Below are 26523 nucleotides of genomic sequence, written 5' to 3'. Positions count from 1 at the left end.
AACGCGCCAAGATCCGCAGCGAACGCCAACAACGCTGGGGCCGCCCACGACCCAAAGCCGCCTAACCAACCCCGGCAACGTTCGTGGTCAACGCACTAGACGCAGTGGAGCACTGGGCCGACCAGCATCCGCCGCTGAAGCCGCCGCGAGGCAAAACCCGGGATCTGCAGGCGGCACGGCCGATGCGCGGTCGACACCGGCGGCTGCCTCTGGCCGACAACGCCCACGCGCTCAACGCACCGCTGGGTGAGCGTTCCTGCCTGCCGTGGAAACTGGGTGAGCTTCTCACCAGCGAACTGAACCCGGCGTCCGGCGGCTGGGCCGTGCACGGCCGGGCATGATGCCGGCGGTTACCGCGCACCGGCACCCACCCGCGAACGCCAGGACTCCATTGCCGGCATACAGCGGCACGGTGAGCTGACCGGGATTCGTTCCACCCGGGATTGTCGGCGCGCCAGGCCGGAGGTGAGGGGCCTACTCGGCCTGCCCCCGCCCTCGCCCTCGCCGACGCAGGCAGGGCCCTCAGAAGGAACATTCCCTGCCGTCCGCACTGTCTGTGATCGTAAAGTTTCGGCATGGTGAGCGTGCCGTGGGACAAGCTGGCAAAGACCCCGACTGTGTCCGAGGCGTTGGTGACGATGCTGGTCCTGCGGATGCACTCTCGCGCGCAGGAGGTGGACGGCACCGGCGGTGACGGAGGCCGGGATCTGTTCGAGTTCACCGAGGATGGTGAACTGGTCCATTACGAGGCCAAGTCCTTTACCGGTCGCATGACGCGCAGTCGGAGGGAGCAGGTCCGGCGGTCCCTGATCTCCACTGCCCGGTATCAGCCTGACCACTGGGACCTGCTCGTCCCGATCAGTCCTAACCCTACGGAGATGCGCTGGTTCAATGACCTTCGCACCGAATTCCCTTTTGTTCGGGATTGGCGGGGGCTGCATTGGTTGGACCAACAGTTCGCTCAGCACCCGGATCTGATCAGGTATGCACTGCAGGAGTCCGGCGACTACATCCTGGAACGCATCGCAGAAGCGCGGGCAGAACGAGATGTGATGCTCGGTGGCGTTCCCGATCTGGCTCGCCGCATCGAGGCCCTGCAAGCACGGGGCCAGGAGATCTCCCCCCATTACGCCATCGGCGTTTCCGTGGCCTCAGACGGCGAGACCTCTGTACAGCTGCGTCCCAAGTCGCCAGAGAGCGCAGAGCGCGCGCCGATCTCCTTCACCGGTCGGTTCGCCTTCCGGGCGAACGATCCAGGCGAGGAGAGGCGCCGGAAACGCTTCGAGGACGCCCTTCGCTACGGCGGTGACGTCGAGGTCACTCATGCGAACATCCAGGAGTTGACGATCGACGCCCCTGCTGAACTGGGGATCAGTGGCTCCAGTGTCCCCAAGCTCATGCGGATCACGGCACATAGGGAGACGCTGACCCCTCTCGTCAAGGCTCAACTCACGGTGTGCACCCCCGCCGGCGTGCCCACGGCCGCCTTGCCCCTCATCTTCTCCGAACGCACGACGGGCAGTGACGGCGGCACCTTGATCGGGAACGACTACACCGGGTTCCTCAACGTGCGGATGATCTTCGACCGAGAGGCGCACTCCTGGCAGCAGACTCTGTCCTTCACTCCTCCCGAGCAGGCACTCCCCCATGCGGTCGTGCCCGTTCTCCAACTGATCAGCCGGGCTCGCCCGGGACAGCTGATGAAGCTGACGTTCCAGGGAGACACGCCCACGGAGTTGGCCGCGCCGATCGCTCAAGGCCTCACACCAGGGGGCTGGCAAACCGATGAAGCCGAGCGCTGGGCCGATGCCTTTGACGCTCTCGCCACGCTGCAGAACATGACCAGGCAGTTCTTTCCGACCCCGGACGACTACACGCTGCGCGACGCCCGCGACGTGCAGGAGGCTGTTGCACTGCTACGCGGGGAGACGATCGATCTGCGAGGCACGACTGTCGCTATCGGCGTGACAGGGGAGGAGGTCTTCACCTTGCTGGCCGCGAGCGACACCTTCGCGCTCGCTGCCGCCTACGAAGGGATGTTGCTCTCCTTCGGCCATCACCAAGTCGACCTCGGTCCCTGTGTCGACTCCGCGGTGGTGGACAAGGTGCTCAACATGAGCGATGCCCGCCAGGAGTTCGAGAGGACGGGACATGCCACCCTGCGATTGCGCGTAGCCAGAGGGCGGCCGGCCCAGCGCTACCTCGGCAGGCACTTGCCCGGGCAGGAACCAACAGAAGACTGATCACCCGGCATCACTGGGGCCAGCCCGCAACCTGGCCCGGCGCTGCCACCGCAACGGGACAGGGGGAAAGTTCATGACACCGTCGCCGGTCGGCTTCACCGACTGGAAGTGGAGGGTGGCCACACTGCTGCGTCCCTGGCGCAGCGAGTTCTGGCTCTTCTACCCGTGCGATGCCGATGCCGGACATCAGATGGTGAAGGTCTGCGAGCGCTCCGGCTACGACTTCGCCGTGCTGCACTTCAGGATCTGTCACGAGTGCCGGCGCGGGCTCATTGCAAAAATCCGCGTCACGGGAGAGTGGGCCCATCAGGGATACGCCACGCGGATGGTGCAGAGAGCGATACGCGGGTGCGAGTCCTACGCCTGGTCGACCACGAACCGTGGACGGCAAGTTGTTTTTCCCGACTCTTCAGGCAGCGATCGGCACCGGGTTCACCGGTCGGGAGCGGGTGTGTGAGCACATCAAGGCCCACCGCCGGGGACCTGCCCAGCCCCGGCTCGAGGCCCGTCCATCCAGTCGGCCACCACGCCAGGCAGCGCGCGCCACCTGATCTGGATTCTCGGGGACGAACGGAGGCCAACCCCGCCTGATCGGCGTCCGACCTCTGGCAGGATAAGCAGGATGCCGGACCACGATCTGACACGCTTGGGCAGCCGTGCCTTCGAGCAGCTGGTGGTCGCACTAGCCCGCCGTGACATTGGTGCTGGCGTTCAAGTCTTTGGTGACGGCCCTGACGGCGGACGCGAGGCGACCTTCGACGGCACCATCAACTGGTCCAACACCACGTCCGGAGGCCAGGACGGGTCGGACCAGTGGTCGGGCTACACAGTGCTCCAGGCGAAGTTCCATCTGAAGCCGAGCCCAGAGCCGATAGACAACGCGCTCTGGTTGCAGCAGCGGATCAAGAGCGAGATCGATGGATGGACCCGAGCAGCAAGTGACCACACGCGCGCCCGGCTCCCCGACTTTCTGATCTTCGTCACCAATGTTGACCTGTCTTCGGTGGCCAAGATCGGCGGCATCGACAGGGTGAACAAGGCCGTCCGGGGATGGCTGAGCGACAAGGACACTTTGCGGGCCGGCTTGCTGGTCAAGGACTTCGCGATCTGGCACGCGGATCAGCTCCGCTCCATGCTGGACGCGTACGAAGGGGTCCGCTGGGCATTCCCCGCGTTCCTGACGGTCGGCGACGTCCTGTCAAAGCTGCCGTCTCAGGAATGGGTCAACCTGGGAAGTTTTGACGCACAGGACCCCCTGCGTGAGCAGCTGCTGCACACGATCAAGGACGACCGGTGGATCCGGCTCAGCCAGTCCGGCGGCCCGGGCGAAGCCAAGCTCTGGCTCGACGACATCGCCATCGATCTCCCCGCAAGGATCGTCCGCGGGGATAGCACCTCCGAGGCGACGGTCCAGGCAGTGGACCACGTCCTCCGGCTCGGCGACACGGTGCTGCGCCAGCGGCAACCTGACCGCATTAAGAGACCACACGTGGTCCTGGTCGGCGGCCCGGGTCAAGGTAAGTCGACTCTCAGTCAGCTCATCGCCCAGGCCTACCGCGTGGCGCTCCTGTCGGACACGGACCCCGCGCCCACCGTTAAGGAGATCATCGAGAGCACGCGAGAGGCGCTCGCACGCCTTGGGCTGGCAGTGCCCGGCAACCGGCGCTGGCCCGTTCGCGTTGACCTCGCCAAGTATGCCGAGGAACTGGCAAGCGCCGCCGACGTCTCTCTGCTTCGGTGGATCGCGACGCGCATCTCCGACCGAACCGACCGCACGATCTCTCCAGGCGACCTACGCACATGGCTTCGCGCCTGGCCGTGGGCCCTGATCCTCGACGGCCTGGACGAAGTCCCCTCCGCCAGTGCGCGTCGGCAGATCTACAGCCGGATCGACGACCTACTCACCGCGGCGGAAGAGGTTGACGCAGATCTCATGGTTGTCGTCACCACACGGCCCACTGGCTACGACGAACGGTTTCCCGAAGACCGGTTCGACCATCTCAACCTCGAGCGGCTACCCCCTGATGGGGCTGCAGCGTTCGCTCAGCAGATCACCGACAAGCGGTTCACGAACGACGATGAGATGCGGATCAAGGTGGCTGCACGCATGCGTGACGCCGCCCACGACCCCGTCACGATTCGCCTGATGGAAACCCCCCTACAGGTGACGGTCATGTCGTTCATCGTCGAGAAGTACCCAACGCTCCCACCTGATCGGTTCACGCTGTTCGACATGTACTACCGGACCATGTTCGATCGGGAGGTCGCCAAAGACATCCCCATAGCGAGGTTCCTCTCAAGGCACCGCACCCAGATCGACAGCCTCCACGAGCAGGTCGGCCTCACCCTCCAGGCCGCATCAGAGACTGCAGACGGTGCCGATGCGTGGATCCCCGCCCAGTACCTTCACGACATCGCCCTGGGCCACATGGTGGCACGAGGCTTCGGAGCCGATGAGGCCCACACTCACGCCGCGGCCCTGGTCGAGGCCGCCACGCACCGCCTCGTGCTCCTCGGTCCCCGCGACGGCGGTGTCGGCTTCGACATCCGCACCCTGCAGGAACTGATGGCCGCACGGGCCATCACCGAGGGAGACGACACCGTCGTCATGTCCCGCCTCCGGCTGATCGCCCACCATCCCCACTGGCGTAACACGTGGCTGCTGGCCGCAGGCGAGCTGCTCTTGCGCTCGGCCCGGTTCGAGAAGCACATCCTGGAACTGCTCAAGCAGCTCGACACCGACCTGCACCGTCTGAACGACCGGTACCCCACGGCACCAGGGCTCGCAGCAGACATGCTCGAAGACAACCTCGCCGTCAACCGCCCCCGCTTCGAAGGCGGTCTCATAAAACGCCTCTTCCTCGCGCTGGAGCGAACACCTGTCGTCGACATCTACCGGGTGGGCGAAGCCTTGCGGCGGACAGCCGAGAAGGAGGACTACCGGCGGATGGTCTACGACACCATCGCGGCGGCGGCCACAGGAAGCTCTCTTCACCGAGCGGTCGCCAACCTGGTACTCACGATCATGCTGGCCTCACATGCAAAACTCGGCCGCGAGGACAACGTCGGACTCAGTAGTGTCAGGATTGCCCTCGGCTCGGCACACGCCAACCTGTCACAGGAAAACAATGATGCCCTCGTCGGATGGAAAGAGACGCGCGAACGGCGGCGTCGGCCTCCACTGACAGACAAAACGGATCCACGGCCGACCGAGATCAACCTTGCGGCGCACCTGTCCGGCCTCGCCCAGTCCGTCGGCGGTCTTAACGGTCCTGACCTGGAACTTCTCACTGCCAGTCTTACTGCCACTCTGGGCTACTCAAGCTTCTGGCTCGTGGGGCCAACGCCGGGCACGGCAGTTCCAGTAGTGCTCAAGCCCGACGCACCAGACGCATTGTTGCAGGCCCTCCAGAACGACGACGTCGCTACGTCTTTGGACCTCGTCCTGGGCACGTTTCCACCGGCTCAGTGGGCGATTGAGTCCATGCTCGGTAACGCGTTCAAGCCAGCGCAGAACCGGCAGTCGGTCGGCCCGGGCCTGCTGCGGGCCATAGCCGACGCGAACGCTGACGACAACACCTACAGCTAGCGATAGGGGCCAGCAAGTGAGGGCCGACAGTTGGCGGTGCCCAGGCGTCACCGTCAAGGGAGCGCCATGCCAGGGCCGGCCAATGCGGTGGCCCCGCAGTCTCGGCGGGCCTGCGCCAGCCTGCCCAAACCGCGCCACAGCCGAGCAACGCGACCGAGCTGCCGCCGAGCTCGCCCGCGAGGAAGAAGATATCTGGGGCCCGCTGGCCCGGTTGCACCAGGCGCCGCCAGCATGCTGGTCCTGGGAAGTGACGGCGGACCACACTGCAACTGCGCTACGGTCCGCGTTCGCCGCATCGCAGGCCGCGGCCGAACGCATCGCCGAGAGCTTGCTGGACGCCTGGCATGCCGGCCGGTGCGCAATCTGTGGCCCCTCCGCCATCCTCGCCGGCGAACTCGTCACCGACCACGACCACGCCACCGGCTTGGTCCGCGGACTGCTCTGCCACCAGTGCAACACCTACGAGGGCTTGAACTGTGGAGGTCGGGACACAGCCGGGGTCTATTTATTTACGCCCGGCACCGCGAACGCCGCCCGCGACCATCCTTGGCATCCGGCTGCGGTACTACGACCCCTTCCAACGGCGCCACGCTAGCCAGGCGCCACCGCCGTCGAACAACAACCCACTGCACGACGCCGGCCTGTAGCGGCAGCCGGCCACGCCCGGGGTGTCAGACGGCTCTGCCACGATGCCGGTGTGGTTCAGCGCGCCGCCCGGCCGTTCGACCTAGCGAAGAGAGAAGGCCAGGTCCATGCGCTATGCCGGACCCGAGGAGGAGATTCGATCTCGGGGATTCCAGCCACTGGAGCCCTACCCCGGAACCGGCGGCGTCCCCTGGCGCTGCCGCTGCCCCAACGGCCATGAGGTCGAGGTCATCCTCTACCGGCTTCGCGCAGGGGCATCAGGTTGTCCCTCATGCGGCTACGCCGAAGCAGGGCGTCGCCGTCGCGAGGCCGCCGAGGGCAAGCACACCGCCGCCATGCGGGCAGCGGGATTTGAACCGCTGGAGCCCTACCCCGGCAGCGGCAAGCCGTGGCGATGCCGGCACCTCGCCTGCGGCAACATCGTGACTCCGAGACCCGCCTACATCAGTAACGGCCAAGTCGGCTGCACGGAGTGCGCGAAAGAGAGCCGCCGGGCCATCTTCCAAGAGCGGGCCGGCGGAGCCGAGCGAGCCGAGGCTGACATGCGGTCGGTCGGACTCGAACCGCTCGAGCCGTACACCAACAGCGGGACCCCCTGGCGCTGCCGCTGCACCACGTGCGGGCACGTCGGCACACCGCGACTGTCCTACATTCGCCAACTGATCAACGCCGGAACAGCGTCGGGCTGCGCCTCCTGCAACCACAAGGCCCGCGGAGAACAGCAGCGTCGGGCCCAGGCCGCCCAGGCCGAATCCATGATGCGAGCCGCCGGGTACGAGCCCCTGGAGCCCTACGACTCCGCCTCCGCCCCCTGGCACTGCCGCCACCTGACGTGCGGCGAGGAAGTCATCTGCGACAACTACTCCCCGCACCTGACCACCAAGCGCTGCCAGCGGGTCGGGACCTGGGCCGAGGCGAACAACGTGGAGATCGCCTACACCCCGACCAACAGTTCGTGGCTCAACCGGATCGAGGCCCAGTTCACCGCCCTGCGCTACTTTGCCCTCGACGGAACTGACCACCCCACTCACAAGGCCCAGGGCAGCATGATCCGCCGCTACATCATCTGGCGGAACAAGAACGCCGCCGACAAGCGCCTCAAAGCCCTCGTGAGTAGGGCGAACGCCGCCTGACCCGGTACGGCAGGCGACGTCACCACAGGTGCAGGAAGCTCCGCACGTCGTCATAGCCGTCGAGGGCCCGACCGTCCACGTCCTTCGGATCCGCGTCGGCCCGCGCCGCCAGCGACTGTGCCAGCGCGAGGGCTCCATCACTGAGACGACCGAAGCGTCGAGCGGTGTGTCCCAGGCACAGGCCGGCCAGTCCGAGCAGCGGGCTACCCGAAGCAGCCCGCGTCCCGACCTGCAGGCACCAATACTCGACGAACTCCGCATCGTCGTCGTTCAACGCGGTACCGACCAGGACCCCTGCCGCCTCGCCCTCAGCCGAGCGGTCACAAAGCCCGCTCCAACGTCTCGACCACAACAGCGTGAGGCAGCGCGGGAGGGTTCTCGAAGCTCAGATGAGGATGCACCCCGCGAGACTACGCGGGGTGCATCCGGCAGCCACCCGCCGCCGCCCTGTCGCCCGAGACAGGGCGAACGTTGCCTGATGCGGCACTAGCCGATAGAGCCACTCATGGGAGGCCCTCTCCTGTCTCAAGATCTTGACCCTTCAGGCCACCCCAAGGCATGCCATCAGAGATGGCACCGTTCGCAGCCGTGAGGAGCAACGCACGCTGCCCAGAGACATGGAGCGATGACGCGCTACGTCAAGGACGTGTTGCGTGCTGCGCGCCGTGCCGCAAAGAGCATGAATCCAGAGCTCAACACGAACCACAATGCACCAATGCCCAGCTCGGCCCACAACTGCATCGGTTCCCATGAGCCGACACCCGTGCCAGGTTCGACCAGCTTCATCAAATGCGTGAGAGGTAGGACGTCGCTCAGCGGATGCAAGAAGGCGGGCAGGTGTTCCTGGGGTACCAGCGTCCCTGACAGCACCATGAGCACCAGTTCGGCGGCATTCGGGCCTACGAACAGATCCTCAATCAGCAGCGCAAGGGCGGACAAAGCAAGCCCTAGCCCAGACGTCGTCACCACCCCCACAGCGAGCAACCCACAGAATGCGACGACCCCGAGGGGGAAGTTGCCGTACAGCAGGCAGCACACGACGTACGTGCACAACCCGCCGACGAAGCCGTCTGCGATGTGGGGCAATGCCCGCTGGCAGGCTGTGGCCAGCTTGTTCTGCGGGGACGCCAACCAGCCGCCGAGTGTGCCAAAGGAACGCTCGTTGCCAACCGCCAGCGCCATCCCGTAGAGGACCGCCCCAGCCCCTGCCAGGAGACTAGCCCCCACCAACATCCTGCCGACGCTGGCGCCGTAGTAGGACGACAGTGACGTGAAGGCAATGGCCATGCCGACCGGCCTGATTACACGGGAGCTGAGGTACCCCAGCGGATTGAGCCAAGTGAACAACGCCCGGTACGAGAGCGCCGCTCCACGCATCACGTCGCGCGGGCCCGCCCACGACCTGTAGGCGCGAGAGGTTCGCGTCCCCACAGACATCAGACCTCCAAGGGAAGGGCGTGGCGGCGAGCAGTCTGCTCCACCCGCCGAACGGAGAGCACGACCAGAATGGTGTAGACAGCGGTGAGCGCTAGAGCAGAGAACATTTCGGCGTAACTGCCCCCTCGTACCCAGCTCATGGTGTGCGACTGAGGAAGGAGTAGCGACACGGCCCGTACTGGGCCCGGCAATGCGGACTGCGGCACGATGAGCGCGCTGAGAGCCAGCACCATGCCTGTCAGCCCATTTGTCATCCCCGCTGAATACGGATAACGCAGCACAGCGAAACCAAGAAGGCCCGCCACCGCCGACGTGGCGAACGCAAGTACTACTCCGCCCACCAGCCACCGGCCCCAGCTGAATCCTCCGTCGACTCCCCACAGCAGTGCCAGGATGACGAAGGTGCCAGGCAGCGCCGTGAGCGACTGGGCGGCGATCCCTGCCAGCCGACCGAGCACCACCGGAACCAGTCCGCCTGGACTAGCGAGGGCGCTGTAGAGCGTCTTCCACTGCTTCTCGTCCATCAGGCTGAAGACAACGAGCACGATGATGGCGTCCAGCATGCCGATGCCAGCCGAACCGACAGCCATGTCGCTGGTGGTCTCGCTCGGACCGCTGCCGTTTCTGGCGCTGCTGTGCGCGATGAAGGCGAAGACACACGGCATGGCCAGGGTGGAGAAGATGGCCATGGGGCTGGACGCATGCATTCGAAGTTGGTCGACGACTGCACGCCGGAAGGTCGGCAGACCCACCAGCCGCGGAGAGCGCACCGCGGCTGGGCTAGGGGAGTTCTCCGTCATGACGTAGTCACCATCTCGAGAAAGACCTCCTCCAGAGTGGGGGGTGTCACTGCCACGCTGGTGGTCATCCCTGGGAAGTTCTTGAGGATCCATTCCACCGACGCGGCCCCGTCCCGGACCCGTAGCGTTGCCGTTCCCAAATCGCTCTCCCGGCTGATAAGGCCGGGACACCCCTCCAGCTCGTGCGGCACCCGCCCGTCAGCGAAGGCGACCCGTACCGCGTGTCCCATGCGGTCGGCAGCCGCCGCGCGCAGTTCGGGCGCGGTGGACTCCGTGTGGATCTGGCCGCCCTTCATCAGCACGATTCGGTCGCTGAGCTCCTCTGCCTCACGCATGTCGTGCGTGGTAAGCAGGATGCTGCGGCCCTCGCCAGAGAGCCGCGACACCAGCGCGCGCATGGCCGCGGCAGATTGTGGATCCAGTCCCGCAGAGGGTTCGTCCAGGATGATCACCGTGGGGTCATGCAGCAGGGCCTTTGCCAAGTGAAGCCGCTGTTTCATGCCTCGGGAGAAAGACCCGACCTGGTCCCCGGCGCGGTCCGCAAGATCCACCTCCTCAAGCAACTGTTGGGCCTTGCGGTCGAGAGCAGTACCGCCCAGCCCGTACATCAAGCCGAAGAAGGTCAGGTTCTGCACCGCGCTCAGGCGCGGGTACAGGCCGGTGTCCCCACCGAGGGTAAAGCCGCAGGCCAGCGCCGCGCGTCGGCGGTCTCGCACGACATCGTGCCCGGCCAGGAGAATCTTTCCTGAGGTAGGAAGCAGTAGCCCAGTGAGCATCTTGACCATTGTGGTCTTGCCAGCGCCATTGGGACCGAGCACCGACACCAGCTCACCGGGGCGGACCACTAGGTCCAGCCCGTCCACGGCCTTGCGCACGGAGCCGTCGGCGGACCGGAACTCGCGGCACAACTGGCTCACTTCGAGCCCTGAGCTACCGAATATAGCTGATGTCATCGCACTTCACTTTCTCGAGGGCAGGCACGAGAGATCCATCACCAAGGTGGCTCCGGCGGTCGCGAATGGGCCGGGGCTGTACGACACGGGCGCGCCGGCGGCGAGAATCGCAGCCAGGAAGTCAATGGCCTCCCCCTCCACCGACAGGGGTGCGAGAGTTTCGTACGGCCGACCGTCCACCACCCGTACCATCAACAGCCGGAACGCGAGGTGGCCCCCCGACCTGAGCTCCTCCACACCTAGACTGCGCACGTCGACCACCACACAGTGCTCCCCGGCCCGCGTGTCACCCGTGTCGCCGCAGGGCTCCAGACGGACGTTGGTGGCCGACAGGATGGGGCAGTTGTTCATCCCGTCCCAGAGGGCATGGCCGGTCAAGCGCTTGGCGGCGCTTTCCTCTGCCGACGAGGCCAGTGAGTGCAGGCGGGTCACCATGGGCTGCTGAACGCCGTCCCGGGTGACCAGCTCCATCAGGCTGGTGGGCGTGCCCTCACAGTCGAAGCCGCGGGCCGCCCAACCGTCCGAGGCGCGCCCGTCGTCGACGAGCGCGGTGTGCAACGGCAGGGAGCGCGCGATCGGAGTGATCAGAAGCATTGCGGTCACGTGGCTCAGCAGCTGCGCCGCGGCGTTCGGTGTGAAGACAACCCGATCGCCGTCGAACGGCCGTGCCGGGGAGTCGGCTTCGCGGACGCTGGTGGCTCCGACCACGGCAAGGGCTAGCTCGTGGCCCATGGCCGCCAGGTCGATGTCCTCGAGTGAGGCGGCGTACCGGGCCAGGGCCGTGGCGGTCCTACCGCCCGGGAGGGCGGCGACGGCCTGAATCTCGACGCCCCGGCAGCCGCTGCGGCCACGGGCCAAACCGGAGCGCGCGTAAACCGACTCACCGAGGACCTCGGTGATGTGCACGCTCCGCAACTCAACCCCAGATCCAGCCGCCTCATGGATCGGATCGACGATCCGTGACGGGTCCTCGGAGAGTTCCGCCAGCCCCAAAGTTCGTTCGGTGTTCCACCACTCCCCAAGGTCAGCGGCGTCAGGGTCCGGGAGTCCGGCCGCGACACGTGACGGCTGCCTCCCGCCGAGGTGTAGTAGCGCGCGTCCGGTGTCGACGAGCGCGGCAACGTCGCCAACGGCCAGGGCCGGGGCGCTCAGGTATAGCTCATGCTCATCGGTGGCTAGGTGGACGTAGCCGCCCCAGGATCCGCGCCGGCCAATGAGCCGCTTGCGACCGTCGCCGTCGACGGACAGTTGTCGCCGTGCTGTCCGGCCGAGGAAAGTGTGCGACCGCTCGTTGGGGCGCAGGCTTCGCTCGACCTCGTCCGTGATCGAGAGCGCATGGTCGGCAGTGCTTTCCAGCGCGCTCATGCGGCGCTCCAGTCCAACTCGGCATAGCGCATGGAAGGCGAGTGGATTCCGATGCCGATCATCTGTCCCTGCTTGCCACAGCTGATGTTGTCCCCTCCGAAGTCCCGGCCGATGCCCTCGATGCGGCCCAACGTGTCGAGTGCGTCGCCATAGAGACTCACGTCGCGTGCGGGCACGCGGTGACCGCCGGGGGTGATGAAGAAGCAGTTGAGGGCGGCGAAGGAGTACTCGCCAGTGACCAGGTTGATCATGCCGGCGCCCAGGCCTCCGACATACAGCACGCCGCCCGAGCCGTCGTGCAGCAGCGCCTCGGGGTCCTCCTTGCCGGGCAGCGCGACGGTGTTGCTGGCCCGGGGGATGGCCACATCACGGTAGTGCTTGCGGCGACCGTTGCCCGTGGGTATGTAGCCGTCGCGGTGGACGGTACGCACCGAGCTGAGAGGGGGGCCGATCTCGCCGTTGGCAAGCAACGTGGTGACCTGCGCGGCGACGCCCTCGTCGTCAATGTCGTACGACCCATAGCCATCAGCCCGAGTGGGGTCGTCCTGGAGGGTGAGTGGCTCGGGGACCGCGCCCCGGCGGCGCAACCGGGTGAGATAGTCGCTGTGCAGCGCGAAGTTGTCGCCCTCTAGTGCATGTCCGACCAACTCATGGAGGAATCCGGCAGCAGCGGCAGGTCCGAAGACCACAGGCGTCCTGTGCTTGCCTCGCACCTCTGCGGCAGCAGAGTCGAGGGCATGGCCGAGAGCGATCCGGGAGATCCCGTCTGCGCCGGGGAGATACTTGCCCTCGGTATCCGCACCCCGTACCAGTCGACGACTCAATCCCCGATAATGGTGCCCATTCACGGTGACCGTGGCTTCTACGCGCTGTCGGACCGTGCGGGAAGCGCTGGCGGCACGGATGCCCTCGGTGTCGACTACAGCGAAGGCACGGGAGGTGAAGTCCTCCAGTGTGCGCAGTGAGTGGACGTTACCGGTGTCACGGACGAGCCACTCCTCAGCGGGGGTGGGGGTGAATGCCGGCGGGTGTGCGGCCCCCTGCCAAGCCGGTAGCCACCCGCTGAGACTGACCGGGCCGGACATCCCGCCACCTGCCCTGTCGTCATCGGGCTTGGTGCCAGAGCCAGCGGCGGCTGGCCAAGACAGCAGTTCGCCGATGGCCGAGGGCGACACGTGACGGTACCGCCAGCGCGTCCCTTGGCGGATCAGACAGCCCAGGCCCTCATGCGGCTCCACGCACGTGGCGAGCACCTTGCCGTCCACGCACTCGACCTTGATCTCCAGCGTGCGCGAAACATAGACCTGGACGTAGTCGGCCGAGCGCCGAAGCTCCGTAACCGCCCATTCGGCGACGTCAATCAGGTGCTCCGTGGCGCGATCTCGCCCGACCGGCCCTTGCCCGTGGTACATGCCCTCAACCATCCCCTGCCCCGTCAGACCATGCCGAGCACGTGGTATGGCTCCGTGGCCACTAGCGACTTATGCCTGAGGGAGGCGAGAATGGATGCGATCCGTGCCGAGTCGAGTGCCGCGAGCGACGGCACCTGGGTAGCCAGGTGCTCCACGCTGACAACAATGTCCTTCTCCGTACGCCCGTCGCACAGGGCCCACACGTAGGCGGCCGGCTCCTTGAGGAGCAATTGCCGGTGTAGCTCCCAGTGCAGCAGGACGCCGTCGGTGGTGGTGAGCACGTTGTAGGAGGGGTTACGCCACAGACCCTGGGTGGGTGAGGCATCCGGGGTCCAGGACGGCCAGGCGCCGAGCGGGACGCCGGCTGCGCCAAGCAGCTGGCTGACACAGACACAGGTCTGCACGAAACGGACCAGAGACTCGGCCTCGTCGGTGCCGCCCTCAGTCCATAGCCCGCGCTGGTACGCCGTGAACGCTTCCATGGGGAAGCCCTCAACGGCGGTTCGGGCGAGCTGCTTGTACACCCACTTGTTGCTGAAGTAGAGGTCGCCCGAGGCCCCGGCAACTGCCTTGCCCGCGTATGCAACGAGTTCCTGGCCAGCGAACGCCGCCGTATCCAGGTCACCTTCGGCAGCAGCGCCGAGGAAATCTTCAAGGTGCCCGTTGACGCCGATGGCCGCGTGATTGATCGCCGTGCGCTGGACGGCCGCCAACGACCCGGCCACACGCTTCTTTAGGCGGCTGAGCACGGCGGAGTCCACGACGGTCTCTGAGGTCCGCAGCCGCAGGACGAAGTCCAGTGGCTCGGCAAGCTTGTGGAGCTCTGTCAGTCCGTCGCGGCGGAGCTCGAAGGTGATGATCCGTTCGACCTGTTCTTCGACGTTGGCGAGGGAGTAGCGCTCCACATCGACGCGGTGCCCATCCACGTTGTACTGCGTGACGTCATCAGCGTCGGTCTCCGCGCCCGGGTTGACAAGGACGAACAAGTCCGCGTCGCTGGTCGGGTTACCGAGCCCAGCGGTAAGACTGCCAGCCAAGTAGACCGAGTCCACCGCGCCGTTGGAGTCCTCAGCGAGTGCGCGGCCCAGCCGCCGCGCCGCGTCCATCTTTTCCGCGACCACGGAGCTTCCCATACGGAGCAGGTCCCTTCTGCGTCGTGGCGGGAACCGTTTGGTTCCCGCCACGGGCGTTATCAAATGTTACTGATGTTGCCAACGTTGCTGATGTTGCCAACGTTGCTGATGTTGCCAACGTTGCCGACGTTGCCGACGTTGCCGACGTTGCCGACGTTGCCGACGTTGCCGACGTTGCTGATGTTCTCCTCGGCGGAGTCGAACTCGACGATGTCCTCGTCGATCTCGATGACGTCAACGTTCTCCATAGCGCACCTCCTCACATGGATTAACGCCCTGGCAAGGGCGGAAACAGCGGGACCCGCTGCAGGTCCCGATCGACAGCCTTCCGCATGCTCAATACACGCGCTGGCTATCGAAATCTACGGTTCGAGAGATGGTCGAAACGAGGTCGCCACAGGATCCAGAGGTCTGACGCATCAGCGAATCGACACTCCGTCAGGCGATTGGATGAACATCCAACCCTCGCTGTCGCCACATCTCATCGGAATTTCCGATGATCATCCATCCAACACGCTGACTACGCAAGGCCCGCCCTCCACAAGTTGGGCTTGAGTAGAGGGTGCTTCACGTGCAAAAATCCACAAAACGGACAGACGGGCGGGGCTCTTTCTCCATTTTGACTCGAACGTGAGTGACGTGGCTCACACCTAGGGCACCCACGTCGCTGCGATCGGATTCGTAGAAAGCTACAGAGATCGTCGTGATACTTCCTTGGTTGGTCATCTACCTCTAGGGTCTGACGGAGCAAGTGATCTTCCTGGGTAACGCGAGTCGAGATCGCCCGTGTATCGACCAACCGCCCATCTGGAACGTCGCGAACTATCGTCTTACGCGGCATTACAGACGCGCCGTGCCGCATGACACGAGGCCTGCGGGGGATTTCGAGGGAGAAACTCGCGGCCGGCCGCAAACTCGCGCCGGTGTACCCCGCAAGCATGTCGGTGAACGAGAAGGAGGGGAGCCGGTGACTCTCGAGATCGAGCGTAAGTTTCAGGTCGTTGACAACTGGGACCTTCCTCCAGGCTGCACGACGGTGCACGTGCGCCAGGCCTATCTGACTCCCCAAGAGGCCCATACGGAGGTACGAGTCAGGGCTCTGGCGAACACGTACGTCATGACCGTGAAGGCCACACGCGACGCCGGGACGAGTGGTGCGAACGTGCGAGAGGAGGTGGAGTTCCCCATCGACGAGCAGGTCTTCCACCAGCTCTGGGAGCTTGCCCCCGATCGGCTGACCAAGGAACGCTCAACCGTCCCCCTCGACGGACCAGAAGCAGTCGTAGACGTCTACACCGGAGCGCATGCCGGACTCCGGGTCGTCGAGGTCGAGTTCGCAGACGCGGACCAGGCACGAAGCTTCGAGCCGCCGTGCTGGTTCGGTCTCGAGATAACCGGGCAGGCCGCCTGGGGCAATCGGTCTCTGGCCGGCGGGTCCGAGGGACCGACGGCCTGACGGCGCATCCCGCGGACACCCACGATCACCTGTACAGCACCACCACATCGCTCAGCAAGGAATGTTCCATGGCGAAACTGTCCAACTACCGGGACTCCGGCGTCGACTACAGCGTGCTCGACCGGATCAAGCGTGAGGCAATCGACCGGGCCAAGGCCACCAGCGGACTGCTTGGTCTGTCCGGTGCCGAGGAGGTACCGGAGTCCAGGGGAGCGTCGGCCTATGTCTTCAAGACCGGCGGCATGACGATGGCCATGGTCATCGAGGGGCTGGGCACCAAGTCGCTCATTGCCCACCAGGTGCTTCACGCGGGCGGTCCCAACCGGTACGCGGACGTGGCTGTCGACGCCGTCGCCGCGATCGTCAACGACGTGGTTTCGGTCGGTGCCGCACCGCTGGTGATCAACGCCTACTTCTCTACCGGCGATGCTGCCTGGTATGCGGACGAAGAGCGCGCCACCGCGCTCCTGGCCGGCTGGCAGCACGCCTGTCAGGAGGCGGGCGCCACCTGGGGCGGCGGCGAGTCTCCCGCTCTGCCCGGCCTGGTCGCCGCTGACGGGCTCGAACTCGCCGGCAGCGCCCTCGGGATCGTGCCGCCCGGCCGTGACGCAGTGCTCGGCCAGGACGTCGCCCCCGGCGACCGCATCGTGCTGCTTGCCAGCTCCGGCCTGCATGCAAACGGCGCCTCGCTGGCCCGCCGCGTCGCCGACGGCCTCCCTCAGGGCTACGGCACCGCACTGCCGAGCGGCCGTACGCTCGGGGAATCCTTGCTCGACCCCAGCGTCATCTACGCCAGGTTTATCCGAGCGCTGCTCGAGTCGGAAGTACGCCCGAAGTTCCTCAACGGCGTCACGGGTCACGGGCTGATGAAGGTCATGCGTGCCCCGAAGCAGGTCCGCTACGTCTTGGAGACGGTGCCCGAGGTCCCTGAGGTTCTCGAGTTCCTCGCCCAGCAGACCGAGATGTCGACCGCCGAGGCGTACGGCACCCTCAACATGGGCATCGGCTACGCCGCTGTCGTCGCCGCGGACGACGCCGACGAGACCGTTCGACTGGCCGAGGCCGCAGGCTACAAGGCCTGGAACGCGGGCGAGGTTGTCGCGGGCGACAGGTCGCTGAGCGTGCCGCACCTCGGCATCGAATTCGCCGACAGCGACCTGCGATTGGGCTGATCAAATGACTGGCACACCAGGGTTGCGCATAGCCATGCTCGGCCCGGACGGAATCGGCAAGACCACCCTCACCGAGAACATCCGCGGCCGGCTGGCCGAGCACGGCATCGACCTGCACGTGGTCAGCTGGCGCCGTCTGGTCGACGGCAACCCCGCTCCCTCCCCCTATCCGCAGACGGCCATCGAGCAATTGTGGGTGGAGGACTGGCGCCTGCTGTACGGCGGCGGCACGGTCGACGGACTGACCATCGACGAGCGAATCCCCCGAACGTTCGAGGAGTTCGCCGCCCTGCGCGCCGAGGAGACGTTCCCACTCGGCGCCCAGGGGGTACGCTCCTCCGGGCCGCTCGCATCGGGGCTCGTCGAAGCTGCCCTCGACTTCGTCATCGAGGCGGAGGTTGTACGCCCCAAGGCTACCGAGGGCATCGTCGTGGTCCGCGAAAGCTACGGCTACAAGCCCGTGCTGAAGGCACTACTCATCGCCGCAGCCTGCAAAGCGGACACAGTGCCGCGTGAGGTCGTCGAGCGGTTGATCGCACGGGTCACCGACATCTACGCGGACCCATTCCTCCAGCCCGACGTGGGCATCCTCCTCGACGGCGCCGCAGGCACCGCCCACGCACGGCGCAGCGTGGAGGGCAGGGGTGTCGGGGTGGCCGAGGACTACGCCTTGTCAGGAAAGACTGGCTCCGAATCGTTCCTCTCCCTCCAGGAGGAGTGCGCAGCACACTTCTCCAAGGCAGCGGCAGACTGGGGCTGGTATCGCCTCGCCGTCGGCGACCGGACCCCCCAGGACCTGTGCACGGAAATCGTCGACAACCTGCTCGCCCCACGGCTGTGGGGTGGCGGGGCGTGAGGCCTCCGGTGATGAACGCCGTGTCCCAAACCAACAGAACCGCTCCGGTGCGCTCCCGTGTGGGGCCCTACACCGTGATAGTGGCCCCCGAGAGCGCACCGGAGACCGCGCCGCCCCGCACACCCTGCGTCACGCTCCATCCACGTCCGGACCAGCCCGGCAAGGCGGTTCAGCGGATCCGCCATGTCCCCTCCGGGCTTATGGTGTCCGAGGACTGGGCTCAGGACGACCTGGTGCTGCGAGCCGTGGCCGCACTGCACGGTGACGTGACCCTCTACGCGACCGTGGAGACTGGCCCCGAAGGCACCTGCCAGCTCGACCTGGCCCCGCACACCCCGGGCTGCGCTCATCGACTGGTGATCCTGCGCGGCACGTCAGTTTTCGTGGACGGACGTCCGTACGCGCTCACCCGGATCACGGGAGACGGAACAGACATCTCGCGACTGCCGCACAGCGACCGGATCGCACGCTTGAGCCAGGCCGCCGACCCGGCCTCCCCTTGTGCAACGGCTCACGCGACCTCCGCCGCAGGGCTCGACCCCCTTCTGACGCGGGCGGCCGCCCGAGCGGTCCGTCTGGCTGTCCCCCCGATCGCGGCTTCCCTGCCGCATCAGGCGCAGGAAGGGGACGTACTCGGCATCAGCACAGCCCTGAACTCCTTGCGTGATCTCCAGCACCAGGCCGATCACCTGTACGGCCGGCTGGAGCCCGAACGGGCCCTGTCGTGGTTTCTGGAGGAACTGGGCGAGCTCGCCCAGGCCATGCGGCGCGCCGAGCCTTCCATTCGCCTGGAGGAGGAGCTTGGACAGGTCGCCGCTTGGTGCCTGTGCATGGCCAACATCGCCCGTATCGATCTCGGCGGCTCGCTGTCGCGCGCCATGCACGAGGAACACGGCCGTCAGCTTCGCAAGTACGGGGCGCTGCGCCCTTACGTACCTCATGAGGAGGCCAGTTGAGAATCGGTCTGCCCAAAGGAAGGCTCCTGCCCCACTCCGAGGTGGCGCGGGCGCTGGCCCCCACTGGTTCGTATTCCTGGCTGCTGAGGCTGCAGGATATCCCCGGCCTAGTCGCCGACGGCTCCCTCGACGCTGGCATCACCTCAGAGGAGTGGATCAGGGAGTCGCGCGCCGACGTCGTGCGCTTGACCCCGCTGTGCTGGTACCACGTCCGCATCTGCGCCATCGGACGCCCCGGACACCCAGTGGGCCCCAGGCCGCGGATCGTGTCCGAATACCCCTCGCTCGCCGGTGAGTACGCCCAATGGAGACACTCAGACGCGACCGTCCGCCGAGTCCACGGCGCGTGCGAGGCGTACGTCCCCACCCTGGCCGACCTTGCCGTGGACTGCGTGGAAACCGGCCTGTCCATGAAGAAGAGCGGCCTCGACATAGTGGAAGAACTCTTCCGCGGCGACGTGTGGCTCGTCTGCTCCCACGAAACCGGGGGAGATGTCAGGAGGCGCGCGGAACTCCTGGCCTGGGCCGCAGGCATTCGTCACGGCGAAGCCGAGTGCAACTGGCAAAGGGAGGATGTCCATGTCACTGCATGAGCCGGCGACATCCGATCAGATGAGCCGCCAGCACGTGCTGTTGCAGGAACTGCCACCGCACCTTCGTTTGCTGGCATGGCCCGCACTCCGGGGCCGCGATTCCGTCCCATGCGACGTCGTCGTTCCGGACCGCTACCGCGGCCTGCCCACGCCGCTGCTGGCCCAAGCTGACGGCGTTGCGCTCCATGTCCCGGACGAACCCGCACACGCTGACGCAGAGCTGCTGGCTCTGCTGACGTCGGGTGCGGCCACGCCCGCACTGCGACCCCTGCTCGACATCGTCGTGTGCATGGCCCTCTGGGACGAGGCGCTACGCACCCGGGGCGTCTTCGCCGGCAACGCGTACCTCGCCAGCGAGGATGCTGTGGGCTCCCTCTTGAGGGTCGCGGACGTGGAGATCCACGGCTCGCTTGTCGACCACATACAGGAACTGCAGTCCTTCGAGCTGCTGTACCGCTTCCCAATCGCATACAAATTCCGCGGCGCGTACGGAGTGGAGCGCCAGTGCAGACTCAACGGCTGGGGCCGACTTTTGTACCGGCACCTAGACGAGGCCGGCGGTGCCGGGTTGCCCGTCGCCACCTGGCGCACAGCCATTGACCGACACCTCCAAGTGCACCACGAGTCCTACCGGACGGCTCTAGACCGTGCGACCCACGCGGTTGACGAGGCACCCGGCCAGACCTGGGGCGCGGCACGGGCTCTGCCCGTGCCCGTCCTCATGTAACCCCGATCCAATAAGGGAGACCACATGCCCTCGACCCGTAACCCACTGGACCTGTCGAGCCTGGGCTACGGCAGCTGGGAAGCCGGAGGCGGTACCACCTGGGGCCCCAACACATCGCACGCCGATGTGATCAGCGCGGTACGCCGGTCTGTGGGGCTGGGAATGAACTGGGTCGACACCGCCGAGGTATACGGCGGCGGCGGCGGTGCCGAATCAGTGGTGGGCGAGGCCCTCCAGGGCCTCCATGACGTACGCGTGTGCACCAAGGTGGCACCGGAGCCCGACGACCAGCGGTACACCGAGTCCGGCCTCCGCCACGCGCTGGAGCAGTCCCTGAAGCGGCTAGGACGAGACCACATCGACCTTTACCTGCTGCACTGGCCCGCCCAGGAACTGCCGCTGGAGGTGACTTGGAACGCGATGGCCAGGCTCAGGGAGGAGGGTCTGGTCAGCGCGATCGGCCTGTCCAACTACCCCGTCGAGGATGTCGCCCGTTGCACCGATCTGGCTCCTGTCGACTACGTACAGGTTCAAGCATCTGTCCTGTATCGCGATGAGATCGACGCTTTCGGGCCCCTGTGCTTGGACCGCGGAATCGGTCTGCTGGCCTACGGGCCGCTGGCCTACGGCCTCCTCACGGGCACGATCGATGAAGAGACGCAGTTCGACGACTGGCGCGGCGGCGTCGTGATGGCGCACGACTTCTTCTGCGCGGAGAACTACCCCCGCTTCTTCGCCCCGGAAGCCCGTCGCGCCCATCTGGCCATCGTCCACGGCCTCACCCCTCTTGCCAAGCAGGCCGGCTACTCCGTCGCCCAGTTGGCGCTGTCCTGGCTCCTCGCCCGGCCCGAGGTCGTCGCCGCCGCCGTCGGTACGCGCAACCCAGTCCACGCCGAGGCCAACGCTGCGGCCGTCGGCCTAAAGATCGACAACGAACTACTCTCGGCCGTCAGCACCTTGCTGGAGGGGTGAGCCACCCTTCTAGCAAGGGCAGGACGGCTCTCAGATCATCGCCATCCACTGCTAGGACCGCGGCACGCCGGACCGCCGGCGTGCCGTTGAAGGCGATGCCGCACCCTACTTCGGAAAACAGAGGCAGGTCGGAGCGGCTGTCACCAATGGCGACACACGCGCTTATAGGCACGCCGAGCCGATCAGCCTCCGCAATGCAATAGTCCCTCTTGTCATACTCATCGAAATGAGTCAAAACCCGTCCGGTGCATAGGCCCCGCTCCAGCTCCAGATGGGGCCCACAGAAGGAGCTGATGCTGAATCTCTCCGCCAGATAGCGCCCGACCGGCTCCCATGCCAGCGTGGCCAGCACCGGCACCAGTCCCCGACAAGTGCACCAGGCGACGGTTTCCGCAATTCCGTCGACCAACGGCAGACCGTGCAGCAACTCACGCAGAGTTGGCTCGTCGCGTCCTGCCCATCCCCTGGCGTCGATGACCGACACCTCCCGATTATTCATCTCGCCCCGTGCGTATGCCTCCTCCGCAGCGGTCAGAGCCTCGTGATGCCCCAGGAAGCTGGCAAGGTACGCGGACGAAGTAGTGCGGGGAACGAGCGTGCCGTCCACATCAAAGAACACTGCGCCCCTCACCGCGGATGAACTCATCGATACCTCCGGCGCGTCAATACCTGAACGCTTTGTGCCCATCTCGTGCACGTTGCCGTAATTGTGCCTCACGACAGGGGAAAAAGGAGATGGATCACCTCTACATAGGTACGCCCCGGCGTGGGAGCTGTTTATCAAGGATTACTTCAGGCCGCGCTCAACGTGGTCCTTACACTACGCGCTCTGGCGTCGTTCCAAGGGCCACGCCTGGCAGCGGCCGCCCATCCGCTCGTGGTCTACCTCCTCTGACGACAAATCAGGATCTTTCACGCTTAGCTTGACTCTGTCGGGGATCTTGGTGTTCGCCTGCCGGTGATCATGGTGGTGCGGCAGTCTCGCGGGCGTATGTGGCCCGTGAGACTGCCGAGGAGTACGAGATGTCGGTGCGTCCCCGTCCGGGTTCCGAGGTCCCGGCACTGACCGCGCGGATGACGCGTACCGGCAACCCGGCTGGGACGGCGGCGATGTGGGTGCGCGACCGTCTCGACGGCCTATGGCGGGACGAGGACTTCGCCGACTGGTACCCACGCGACGGGCGTCCCGGCCTCTCGCCCGCCCAGCTGGCCACGGTGAGCGTGCTGCAGTTCCTGCTCGGACTCTCCGACCGCGACGCGGCCGAGGCCGTACGCTGCCGCCTCGACTTCAAATACGCGCTCGGCCTTGACCTTGACGACCCGGGCTTCCACCACAGCGTGCTCACCGACTTCCGCGACCGACTGCTTGAGGAGGGCCGGACTGATCGGCTTCTCGACCTCGCCCTGGCTCGCCTAAGGAGGCCGGAGTGGTCCGCGAGCGGACCACCCAGCGCACCGACTCCACCCACGTCCTGGCCTCCGTGCGCGACCTGACCCGCCTCGAGCTGATCACCGAGGCAGTGCGCGCCGCCCTCGAGGAACTCGCCGGCACTGCCGACCACGCGCTGGCCGGCCTGGTCGACGAGGAGTGGGGCCGCCGATACGGCCGGCCGGTGCGCTTGGGGAAGAACCCCACCCGGCCCAAGACCAGAATCACCACCGCTGGGGCGGACGCCCGGCGGCTGCTGGATCACCTGGCCCGCGACCATCCCAGCTTGCTGGACGGCCCCCAGGTCCAGGCCGCTGCGGCAAATCCTGGTCCCGAACGACCACGGGGACAGCGCCGAACGTCTGCGGTGCGCGAGGATGACGACGACAGCGGCCTGCCGCCCTCAGCGCACCGGATCGTCTCGCCCTACGACCTGACGGCCCGATACGCCCGTCGGGGGCAGGTCACTCGCGGGACGAGCTTCCTCGCGCACGTGACCGAGACCTGTTCCGGCGAGGGCCCAATGTGATCACGGACGTGGTCACCACGCCGGCTACCAGCGCCGACACCGAGGTACTGCCCGGCATACACGCCCGGCTGGAACACCGAGGCCTACGACCCGACCAGCATCTAGTCGACGGCGGCTACACCTCCCTGGTCCACCTGGAGCGGGCCGAACGCGAGCACCGGATCACCGTCGTCGGACCGCTGCCGGGCAACCCCCACCGCTCAGCACCGCCGCCAAGAGGGCTTCGCCCGCGACGACTTCCGCATCGACTTCGACCGCCAGGAGGTCACCTGCCCGCAGGGCCAGGTCAGCAAGGGCTGGCACGGCCCATACCCGACGTCCTCGCCGATAGCGGCCCCGCTGATCGTGGCTCGCTTCACCAAGGCCCAGTGCCAGCCCTGCCCGGTCCGCGCCAAGTGCACCAGCTCCCGCGACGCCGCCCGCAACGTGGGCTTTCCTCCGCGCGCGCTCTATGAACTGCAGATACGCAACCGCGCCCAGCGGCAGGAACCGGACTGGCACAAGCGCTACGCGGTGAGATCCGGCATCGAGGGCACCATCTGCGAGTTCGCCCATCGCCACGGCATGCGCCGCTGCCGCTACCGCGGGCAGGCCAAGGCACACCTGCAACACGTCCTCACCGCCATCGCTGTCAACGTCGAGCGCCTCAGCCGCCAGCCCCTAGGCGAAAGCGCGCCCCACGGCCGCCGACCGCCTTTCAGGAGTACTGCGACCAGCAGGGAATCCGGCGTCTGATGTCCTGGCGCGCAATCAGTTAACGTCGGCGGCGACCAAGATCCCCGACAGAGTCAAGCTTAGTAGCTGTTGTCTTTCCGAGCGTGAGATCTGCGTTTCTGCTGCTCAGGCGTAGAGGCGGCAGCAGCGTGGGAGTGGTGGCTCATCGTGTCGTCGCCCCCGTGGAGGTCGCGGATGCCGTCGGTGGTCGGATTGCTGGAACAGCACGAGCTCACCGCTCGCCGTCGGGTGGACGAGCTGCGTGAGGAAGCCGATCGCGTCCAGGCCGAACTGGCCGCGGCCGAGCAGGAGTGGCGGGAGTGGACGATCGCCCGCCAGCGGGTCGGTGCTGCTGTCCGCGCCGGGTGGCGTCGGGACCACGGCCGAGGCTCTGGCATCGTCGTCGGCCGTAGCAAAGCAGAAATCGCAGGTGCCGGTGTGGCGTCAGGGGCTGGCCTGGTCGGTGCTGTCGGTGGACTACCAGCGCATCCTCACGGCGCTCGCGGATCGGGCCCGGCTTCATCAAGGGCTGCACCAGGGCCTCCTGCTGCTCGGTTATTCGACACCAACGAGCTGTTCAGGAGGCCCTGTCCATATGCGCCCAGCGCCCCGCGACCACCCGAACGAGACTCCCGTTCGACGCGCATCCCTCAAGATCGAAAAGACAGTAGCTTCTTAACACAAAGCACTCCTTTGCCTGAAACAGCTCGGAGCGTGAGGGGCGGGACCTACGGCCCCAACCGGGGCCTACGCGGCCCCGGACCCCACGCCAGCGCCTGGGGCGCGCTGGACCGCCCTTTCCTGCCGCCTGCCCTGCGCTCCGCGCACCCCTCGGGCGCTGGGGCGCCCTCGGTGGGCAGTTGCCCTTGGTAGGCCGCCCCCCTCCGCCGTGGGCGAGGCCGGCAGACGGTCGAGGGCAATGGCTTCACCATAAAGGGGGCTTACGGCGGGGCAAACGAGCCGGGGTACTTCCGGAAGCGACCTTGCAGACATTTGGCGCGGCGGATCCGCGGCTTCCGTCGATACCCGCCAGGCGCCAGACCCGAACCCTGGTCGGGTCCCACTATCCAGACAGGGCTCGGGCACTAGCCCCGCACCAACCTTCATGATCGCTTCCGGGCCGTAGTTCCGCAGTACCCAAAAGGTTATCCCCGCAGTCACAACATCCTCCGCCCAGTTGCAGCACCACAGGTCAGAGCGTCACGGAGCCGGGTATCCAGCGGCCCTGCCGCACAGCACACCAGGTCAGATGGCAGACCAGAGCTACATATATGTAACTCAAATACTCAAGGTCAGCGCATCGAGCATGTCGTAACTAGAGAGAGAGTCGACACCCGCGTCGCCGTCGCGCACTTCCGGGGCGCCTTCACCGGCGTGGTCCCCGCCCGGGTCCTGTCCCGCGTCCTGCGCTGGGCGCCGGCCCGGCCGGACATGCCCGCCGCCCGCCCCAACCCGGAAACCGTCGCGTCCACCATGCTGCTGGGCGAGCGCACGGCGAATCCCGACCTGCCCGGCCTCACCGCCACGTACGGCCCGGCAAGCCTGTGGCTGGACGGCAACCGCCTCAGCATCCTCACGGGAGCGGGGAACAGCATCACGCTCGTCCTGGAAGGCCCCTGGGACTTCCACGCCACCGCCGCCCTGGCCGACGCAACCCTGCGCGAAGCGACCTGGCTGCACCGCATCGACACCAGCGCCCTCACCGCCGCCCTCCCCCAAGAGCCAGCGGTCCGCATCCACGAAGACATCTGGCACCCGGCCGCCGCCGTGCTGATGCTCGCCGCACCGGTCGACCTCACCACTGACGGCCTCGGCCGGGCCGCCTCCCGCCAGTACGCCGCCATCACCACCCACCTCATCAACCACCACGGCGGTGAGTTCACCGTCCAGAAGCTGTATTCCAACGAGCGGTCCATCGTCGCGCTGCGCGCGCACCGCGCCGACACCGACGTCGTCCCGCTGTACGGCTACATCACCCACGTCACCCCGAAGAGCCCGTGGGCCCGCCCCGACGACGGCCCGCCGCTGATCGTCACCGAGTACCGCCCCCGCCGCCACCGACCCACCCAGGAGTTCCCCGATGCTGCCCGTCTCCCCCCGGCTGCGCGACCGCTTCCACCGCACCGCCCGCTGGTTCCCCTCCCGCCGCACCGGCGACGGCTGGACCCGCCCCTGCCTGCTGCTCGCCGGAATCGACATCACCGCCGGCCTCAGCCCCGACGGCACCGAACTGTCCATCAGCGTCGGCCTCGACACCGCCCACCGAGCCCTGCTGAACGACGACCCAGAACGAACCGTGCCCCTGCGCATCGTGGTCGAAGGAACGACCGTCTTCCGTTGCTGACCAGCAACGATGCCCGGAACCGGAGTTGACACACACCCATTGCCGAGTATGATTGAGACTGTTGG

26 protein-coding genes and 2 pseudogenes are annotated in these 26523 nt (G+C 66.6%); 18 read left to right on the top strand and 10 right to left on the bottom strand.

Features of this window, described 5'->3' with window-relative positions:
- Positions 1-104 precede the first annotated feature (104 nt).
- From PV364_RS26820 to PV364_RS26795, 6 genes and pseudogenes are all read left to right on the top strand, one after another.
- Positions 105-341 (top strand): hypothetical protein, encoded by a 237-nt coding sequence (locus tag PV364_RS26820; RefSeq protein WP_319662889.1) that lies wholly within the window; start codon positions 105-107, stop codon positions 339-341.
- 234 nt (positions 342-575) lie between these two features.
- The gene (locus PV364_RS26815) at positions 576-2243 is read left to right on the top strand and encodes a hypothetical protein (protein WP_319662888.1); all 1668 of its coding nucleotides are present in this window, start codon (positions 576-578) and stop codon (positions 2241-2243) included.
- Between the two features lie 73 nt (positions 2244-2316).
- Complete coding sequence (locus tag PV364_RS26810) at positions 2317-2700, top strand: hypothetical protein (RefSeq protein ID WP_319662887.1); 384 nt, start codon at positions 2317-2319, stop codon at positions 2698-2700.
- Positions 2701-2865: 165 nt separating this feature from the next.
- Positions 2866-5832, top strand: coding sequence for a hypothetical protein (locus tag PV364_RS26805; RefSeq protein WP_319662886.1), 2967 nt, complete (start codon positions 2866-2868; stop codon positions 5830-5832).
- Positions 5833-5914: 82 nt separating this feature from the next.
- Entirely contained in the window at positions 5915-6427 is a 513-nt protein-coding gene (locus PV364_RS26800) for an endonuclease domain-containing protein (RefSeq protein WP_319662884.1), read from the top strand.
- Positions 6428-7322: 895 nt separating this feature from the next.
- A pseudogene (locus tag PV364_RS26795) lies at positions 7323-7610 on the top strand (IS630 family transposase); the annotation flags it as partial.
- Positions 7611-7629: 19 nt separating this feature from the next.
- Here PV364_RS26795 and PV364_RS26790 read toward each other — a convergent pair.
- The 8 genes from PV364_RS26790 to PV364_RS26755 all read right to left on the bottom strand — a co-directional run bounded on the left by PV364_RS26790 (position 7630) and on the right by PV364_RS26755 (position 14958).
- Complete coding sequence (locus tag PV364_RS26790) at positions 7630-7884, bottom strand: hypothetical protein (RefSeq protein WP_319662883.1); 255 nt, start codon at positions 7882-7884, stop codon at positions 7630-7632.
- A 359-nt stretch (positions 7885-8243) separates the two neighbouring features.
- Positions 8244-8987, bottom strand: a complete 744-nt coding sequence (locus PV364_RS26785; protein ID WP_319662901.1) for an ABC transporter permease — start codon at positions 8985-8987, stop codon at positions 8244-8246.
- 59 nt (positions 8988-9046) lie between these two features.
- Positions 9047-9736 (bottom strand): ABC transporter permease, encoded by a 690-nt coding sequence (locus PV364_RS26780; protein ID WP_319662882.1) that lies wholly within the window; start codon positions 9734-9736, stop codon positions 9047-9049.
- Between the two features lie 107 nt (positions 9737-9843).
- Entirely contained in the window at positions 9844-10764 is a 921-nt protein-coding gene (locus tag PV364_RS26775; protein WP_319662881.1) for an ABC transporter ATP-binding protein, read from the bottom strand.
- Between the two features lie 42 nt (positions 10765-10806).
- On the bottom strand, positions 10807-12165 hold the full coding sequence (locus tag PV364_RS26770) for a metallopeptidase TldD-related protein (protein ID WP_319662880.1): 1359 nt from the start codon (positions 12163-12165) through the stop codon (positions 10807-10809).
- Positions 12162-13577, bottom strand: a complete 1416-nt coding sequence (locus PV364_RS26765) for a TldD/PmbA family protein (RefSeq protein WP_319662879.1) — start codon at positions 13575-13577, stop codon at positions 12162-12164. The genes PV364_RS26770 and PV364_RS26765 overlap by 4 nt, the downstream gene beginning before the upstream one ends.
- Positions 13578-13600: 23 nt before the next feature.
- The gene (locus PV364_RS26760) at positions 13601-14698 is read right to left on the bottom strand and encodes a nucleotidyltransferase domain-containing protein (RefSeq protein ID WP_319662878.1); all 1098 of its coding nucleotides are present in this window, start codon (positions 14696-14698) and stop codon (positions 13601-13603) included.
- Between the two features lie 71 nt (positions 14699-14769).
- On the bottom strand, positions 14770-14958 hold the full coding sequence (locus tag PV364_RS26755) for a hypothetical protein (protein ID WP_319662877.1): 189 nt from the start codon (positions 14956-14958) through the stop codon (positions 14770-14772).
- 719 nt (positions 14959-15677) lie between these two features.
- On the opposite strand from PV364_RS26755, the gene PV364_RS26750 reads away from it, so the two are divergent.
- The 7 genes from PV364_RS26750 to PV364_RS26720 all read left to right on the top strand — a co-directional run bounded on the left by PV364_RS26750 (position 15678) and on the right by PV364_RS26720 (position 21442).
- A complete protein-coding gene (locus PV364_RS26750; protein WP_319662876.1) occupies positions 15678-16166 on the top strand; it encodes an adenylate cyclase in 489 nt (162 codons plus the stop codon).
- 68 nt (positions 16167-16234) lie between these two features.
- Entirely contained in the window at positions 16235-17338 is a 1104-nt protein-coding gene (locus PV364_RS26745; protein WP_319662875.1) for an AIR synthase-related protein, read from the top strand.
- Between the two features lie 4 nt (positions 17339-17342).
- Positions 17343-18194, top strand: a complete 852-nt coding sequence (locus tag PV364_RS26740; protein ID WP_319662873.1) for a hypothetical protein — start codon at positions 17343-17345, stop codon at positions 18192-18194.
- A gap of 200 nt (positions 18195-18394) precedes the next feature.
- On the top strand, positions 18395-19150 hold the full coding sequence (locus tag PV364_RS26735) for a MazG nucleotide pyrophosphohydrolase domain-containing protein (protein WP_319662872.1): 756 nt from the start codon (positions 18395-18397) through the stop codon (positions 19148-19150).
- The gene (gene hisG / locus PV364_RS26730) at positions 19147-19743 is read left to right on the top strand and encodes an ATP phosphoribosyltransferase (RefSeq protein WP_319662871.1); all 597 of its coding nucleotides are present in this window, start codon (positions 19147-19149) and stop codon (positions 19741-19743) included. Before PV364_RS26735 ends, hisG begins: the two co-directional genes overlap by 4 nt.
- Entirely contained in the window at positions 19730-20470 is a 741-nt protein-coding gene (locus PV364_RS26725; protein ID WP_319662870.1) for a hypothetical protein, read from the top strand. Before hisG ends, PV364_RS26725 begins: the two co-directional genes overlap by 14 nt.
- A gap of 24 nt (positions 20471-20494) precedes the next feature.
- Positions 20495-21442, top strand: coding sequence for an aldo/keto reductase (locus PV364_RS26720; protein ID WP_319662869.1), 948 nt, complete (start codon positions 20495-20497; stop codon positions 21440-21442).
- On the opposite strand, the gene PV364_RS26715 is transcribed toward PV364_RS26720, so the two are convergent.
- Positions 21420-22160: an HAD family hydrolase gene (locus PV364_RS26715; protein ID WP_319662868.1), complete on the bottom strand. Its 741-nt coding sequence runs from the start codon at positions 22158-22160 to the stop codon at positions 21420-21422. The genes PV364_RS26720 and PV364_RS26715 overlap by 23 nt on opposite strands.
- Before the next feature lie 305 nt (positions 22161-22465).
- On the opposite strand from PV364_RS26715, the gene PV364_RS26710 reads away from it, so the two are divergent.
- From PV364_RS26710 to PV364_RS41330, 4 genes and pseudogenes are all read left to right on the top strand, one after another.
- A complete protein-coding gene (locus tag PV364_RS26710) occupies positions 22466-22936 on the top strand; it encodes a transposase (RefSeq protein WP_319662867.1) in 471 nt (156 codons plus the stop codon).
- Entirely contained in the window at positions 22870-23400 is a 531-nt protein-coding gene (locus PV364_RS26705; protein ID WP_319662866.1) for a hypothetical protein, read from the top strand. The genes PV364_RS26710 and PV364_RS26705 overlap by 67 nt, the downstream gene beginning before the upstream one ends.
- A gap of 243 nt (positions 23401-23643) precedes the next feature.
- Positions 23644-24135, top strand: a complete 492-nt coding sequence (locus PV364_RS26700; RefSeq protein ID WP_319662900.1) for a transposase — start codon at positions 23644-23646, stop codon at positions 24133-24135.
- Positions 24136-24309: 174 nt separating this feature from the next.
- Positions 24310-24643: pseudogene (locus tag PV364_RS41330) on the top strand (hypothetical protein); the annotation flags it as partial.
- 749 nt (positions 24644-25392) lie between these two features.
- Here the strand turns inward: PV364_RS41330 and PV364_RS26695 are convergent.
- Positions 25393-26094, bottom strand: coding sequence for a hypothetical protein (locus tag PV364_RS26695; protein ID WP_319662864.1), 702 nt, complete (start codon positions 26092-26094; stop codon positions 25393-25395).
- 100 nt (positions 26095-26194) lie between these two features.
- On the opposite strand from PV364_RS26695, the gene PV364_RS26690 reads away from it, so the two are divergent.
- Entirely contained in the window at positions 26195-26458 is a 264-nt protein-coding gene (locus PV364_RS26690; RefSeq protein ID WP_319662863.1) for a hypothetical protein, read from the top strand.
- Positions 26459-26523: the final 65 nt, after the last annotated feature.

This window comes from Streptomyces sp. MI02-7b, from assembly GCF_033793585.1.
In the GTDB taxonomy this organism is placed as follows: Bacteria; Actinomycetota; Actinomycetes; order Streptomycetales; family Streptomycetaceae; genus Actinacidiphila.
The sequence above is the reverse complement of the archived record's forward strand: the minus strand, read 5'-3'. Positions and strand labels throughout refer to the sequence as shown.

Excerpts from the sequence above, each read along its gene's own strand:
- PV364_RS26815 (WP_319662888.1), top strand. The coding sequence starts at position 576 with ATGGTGAGCGTGCCGTGGGACAAGCTGGCAAAGACCCCGACTGTGTCC.
- PV364_RS26810 (WP_319662887.1), top strand. The coding sequence starts at position 2,317 with ATGACACCGTCGCCGGTCGGCTTCACCGACTGGAAGTGGAGGGTGGCC.
- PV364_RS26805 (WP_319662886.1), top strand. The coding sequence starts at position 2,866 with ATGCCGGACCACGATCTGACACGCTTGGGCAGCCGTGCCTTCGAGCAG.
- PV364_RS26800 (WP_319662884.1), top strand. The coding sequence starts at position 5,915 with ATGCGGTGGCCCCGCAGTCTCGGCGGGCCTGCGCCAGCCTGCCCAAAC.
- PV364_RS26785 (WP_319662901.1), bottom strand. The coding sequence starts at position 8,987 with ATGCGTGGAGCGGCGCTCTCGTACCGGGCGTTGTTCACTTGGCTCAAT.
- PV364_RS26780 (WP_319662882.1), bottom strand. The coding sequence starts at position 9,736 with ATGGCCATCTTCTCCACCCTGGCCATGCCGTGTGTCTTCGCCTTCATC.
- PV364_RS26770 (WP_319662880.1), bottom strand. The coding sequence starts at position 12,165 with ATGAGCGCGCTGGAAAGCACTGCCGACCATGCGCTCTCGATCACGGAC.
- PV364_RS26765 (WP_319662879.1), bottom strand. The coding sequence starts at position 13,577 with ATGTACCACGGGCAAGGGCCGGTCGGGCGAGATCGCGCCACGGAGCAC.
- PV364_RS26755 (WP_319662877.1), bottom strand. The coding sequence starts at position 14,958 with ATGGAGAACGTTGACGTCATCGAGATCGACGAGGACATCGTCGAGTTC.
- PV364_RS26745 (WP_319662875.1), top strand. The coding sequence starts at position 16,235 with ATGGCGAAACTGTCCAACTACCGGGACTCCGGCGTCGACTACAGCGTG.
- PV364_RS26740 (WP_319662873.1), top strand. The coding sequence starts at position 17,343 with ATGACTGGCACACCAGGGTTGCGCATAGCCATGCTCGGCCCGGACGGA.
- PV364_RS26735 (WP_319662872.1), top strand. The coding sequence starts at position 18,395 with ATGGTGTCCGAGGACTGGGCTCAGGACGACCTGGTGCTGCGAGCCGTG.
- PV364_RS26725 (WP_319662870.1), top strand. The coding sequence starts at position 19,730 with ATGTCACTGCATGAGCCGGCGACATCCGATCAGATGAGCCGCCAGCAC.
- PV364_RS26720 (WP_319662869.1), top strand. The coding sequence starts at position 20,495 with ATGCCCTCGACCCGTAACCCACTGGACCTGTCGAGCCTGGGCTACGGC.
- PV364_RS26710 (WP_319662867.1), top strand. The coding sequence starts at position 22,466 with ATGTCGGTGCGTCCCCGTCCGGGTTCCGAGGTCCCGGCACTGACCGCG.
- PV364_RS26690 (WP_319662863.1), top strand. The coding sequence starts at position 26,195 with ATGCTGCCCGTCTCCCCCCGGCTGCGCGACCGCTTCCACCGCACCGCC.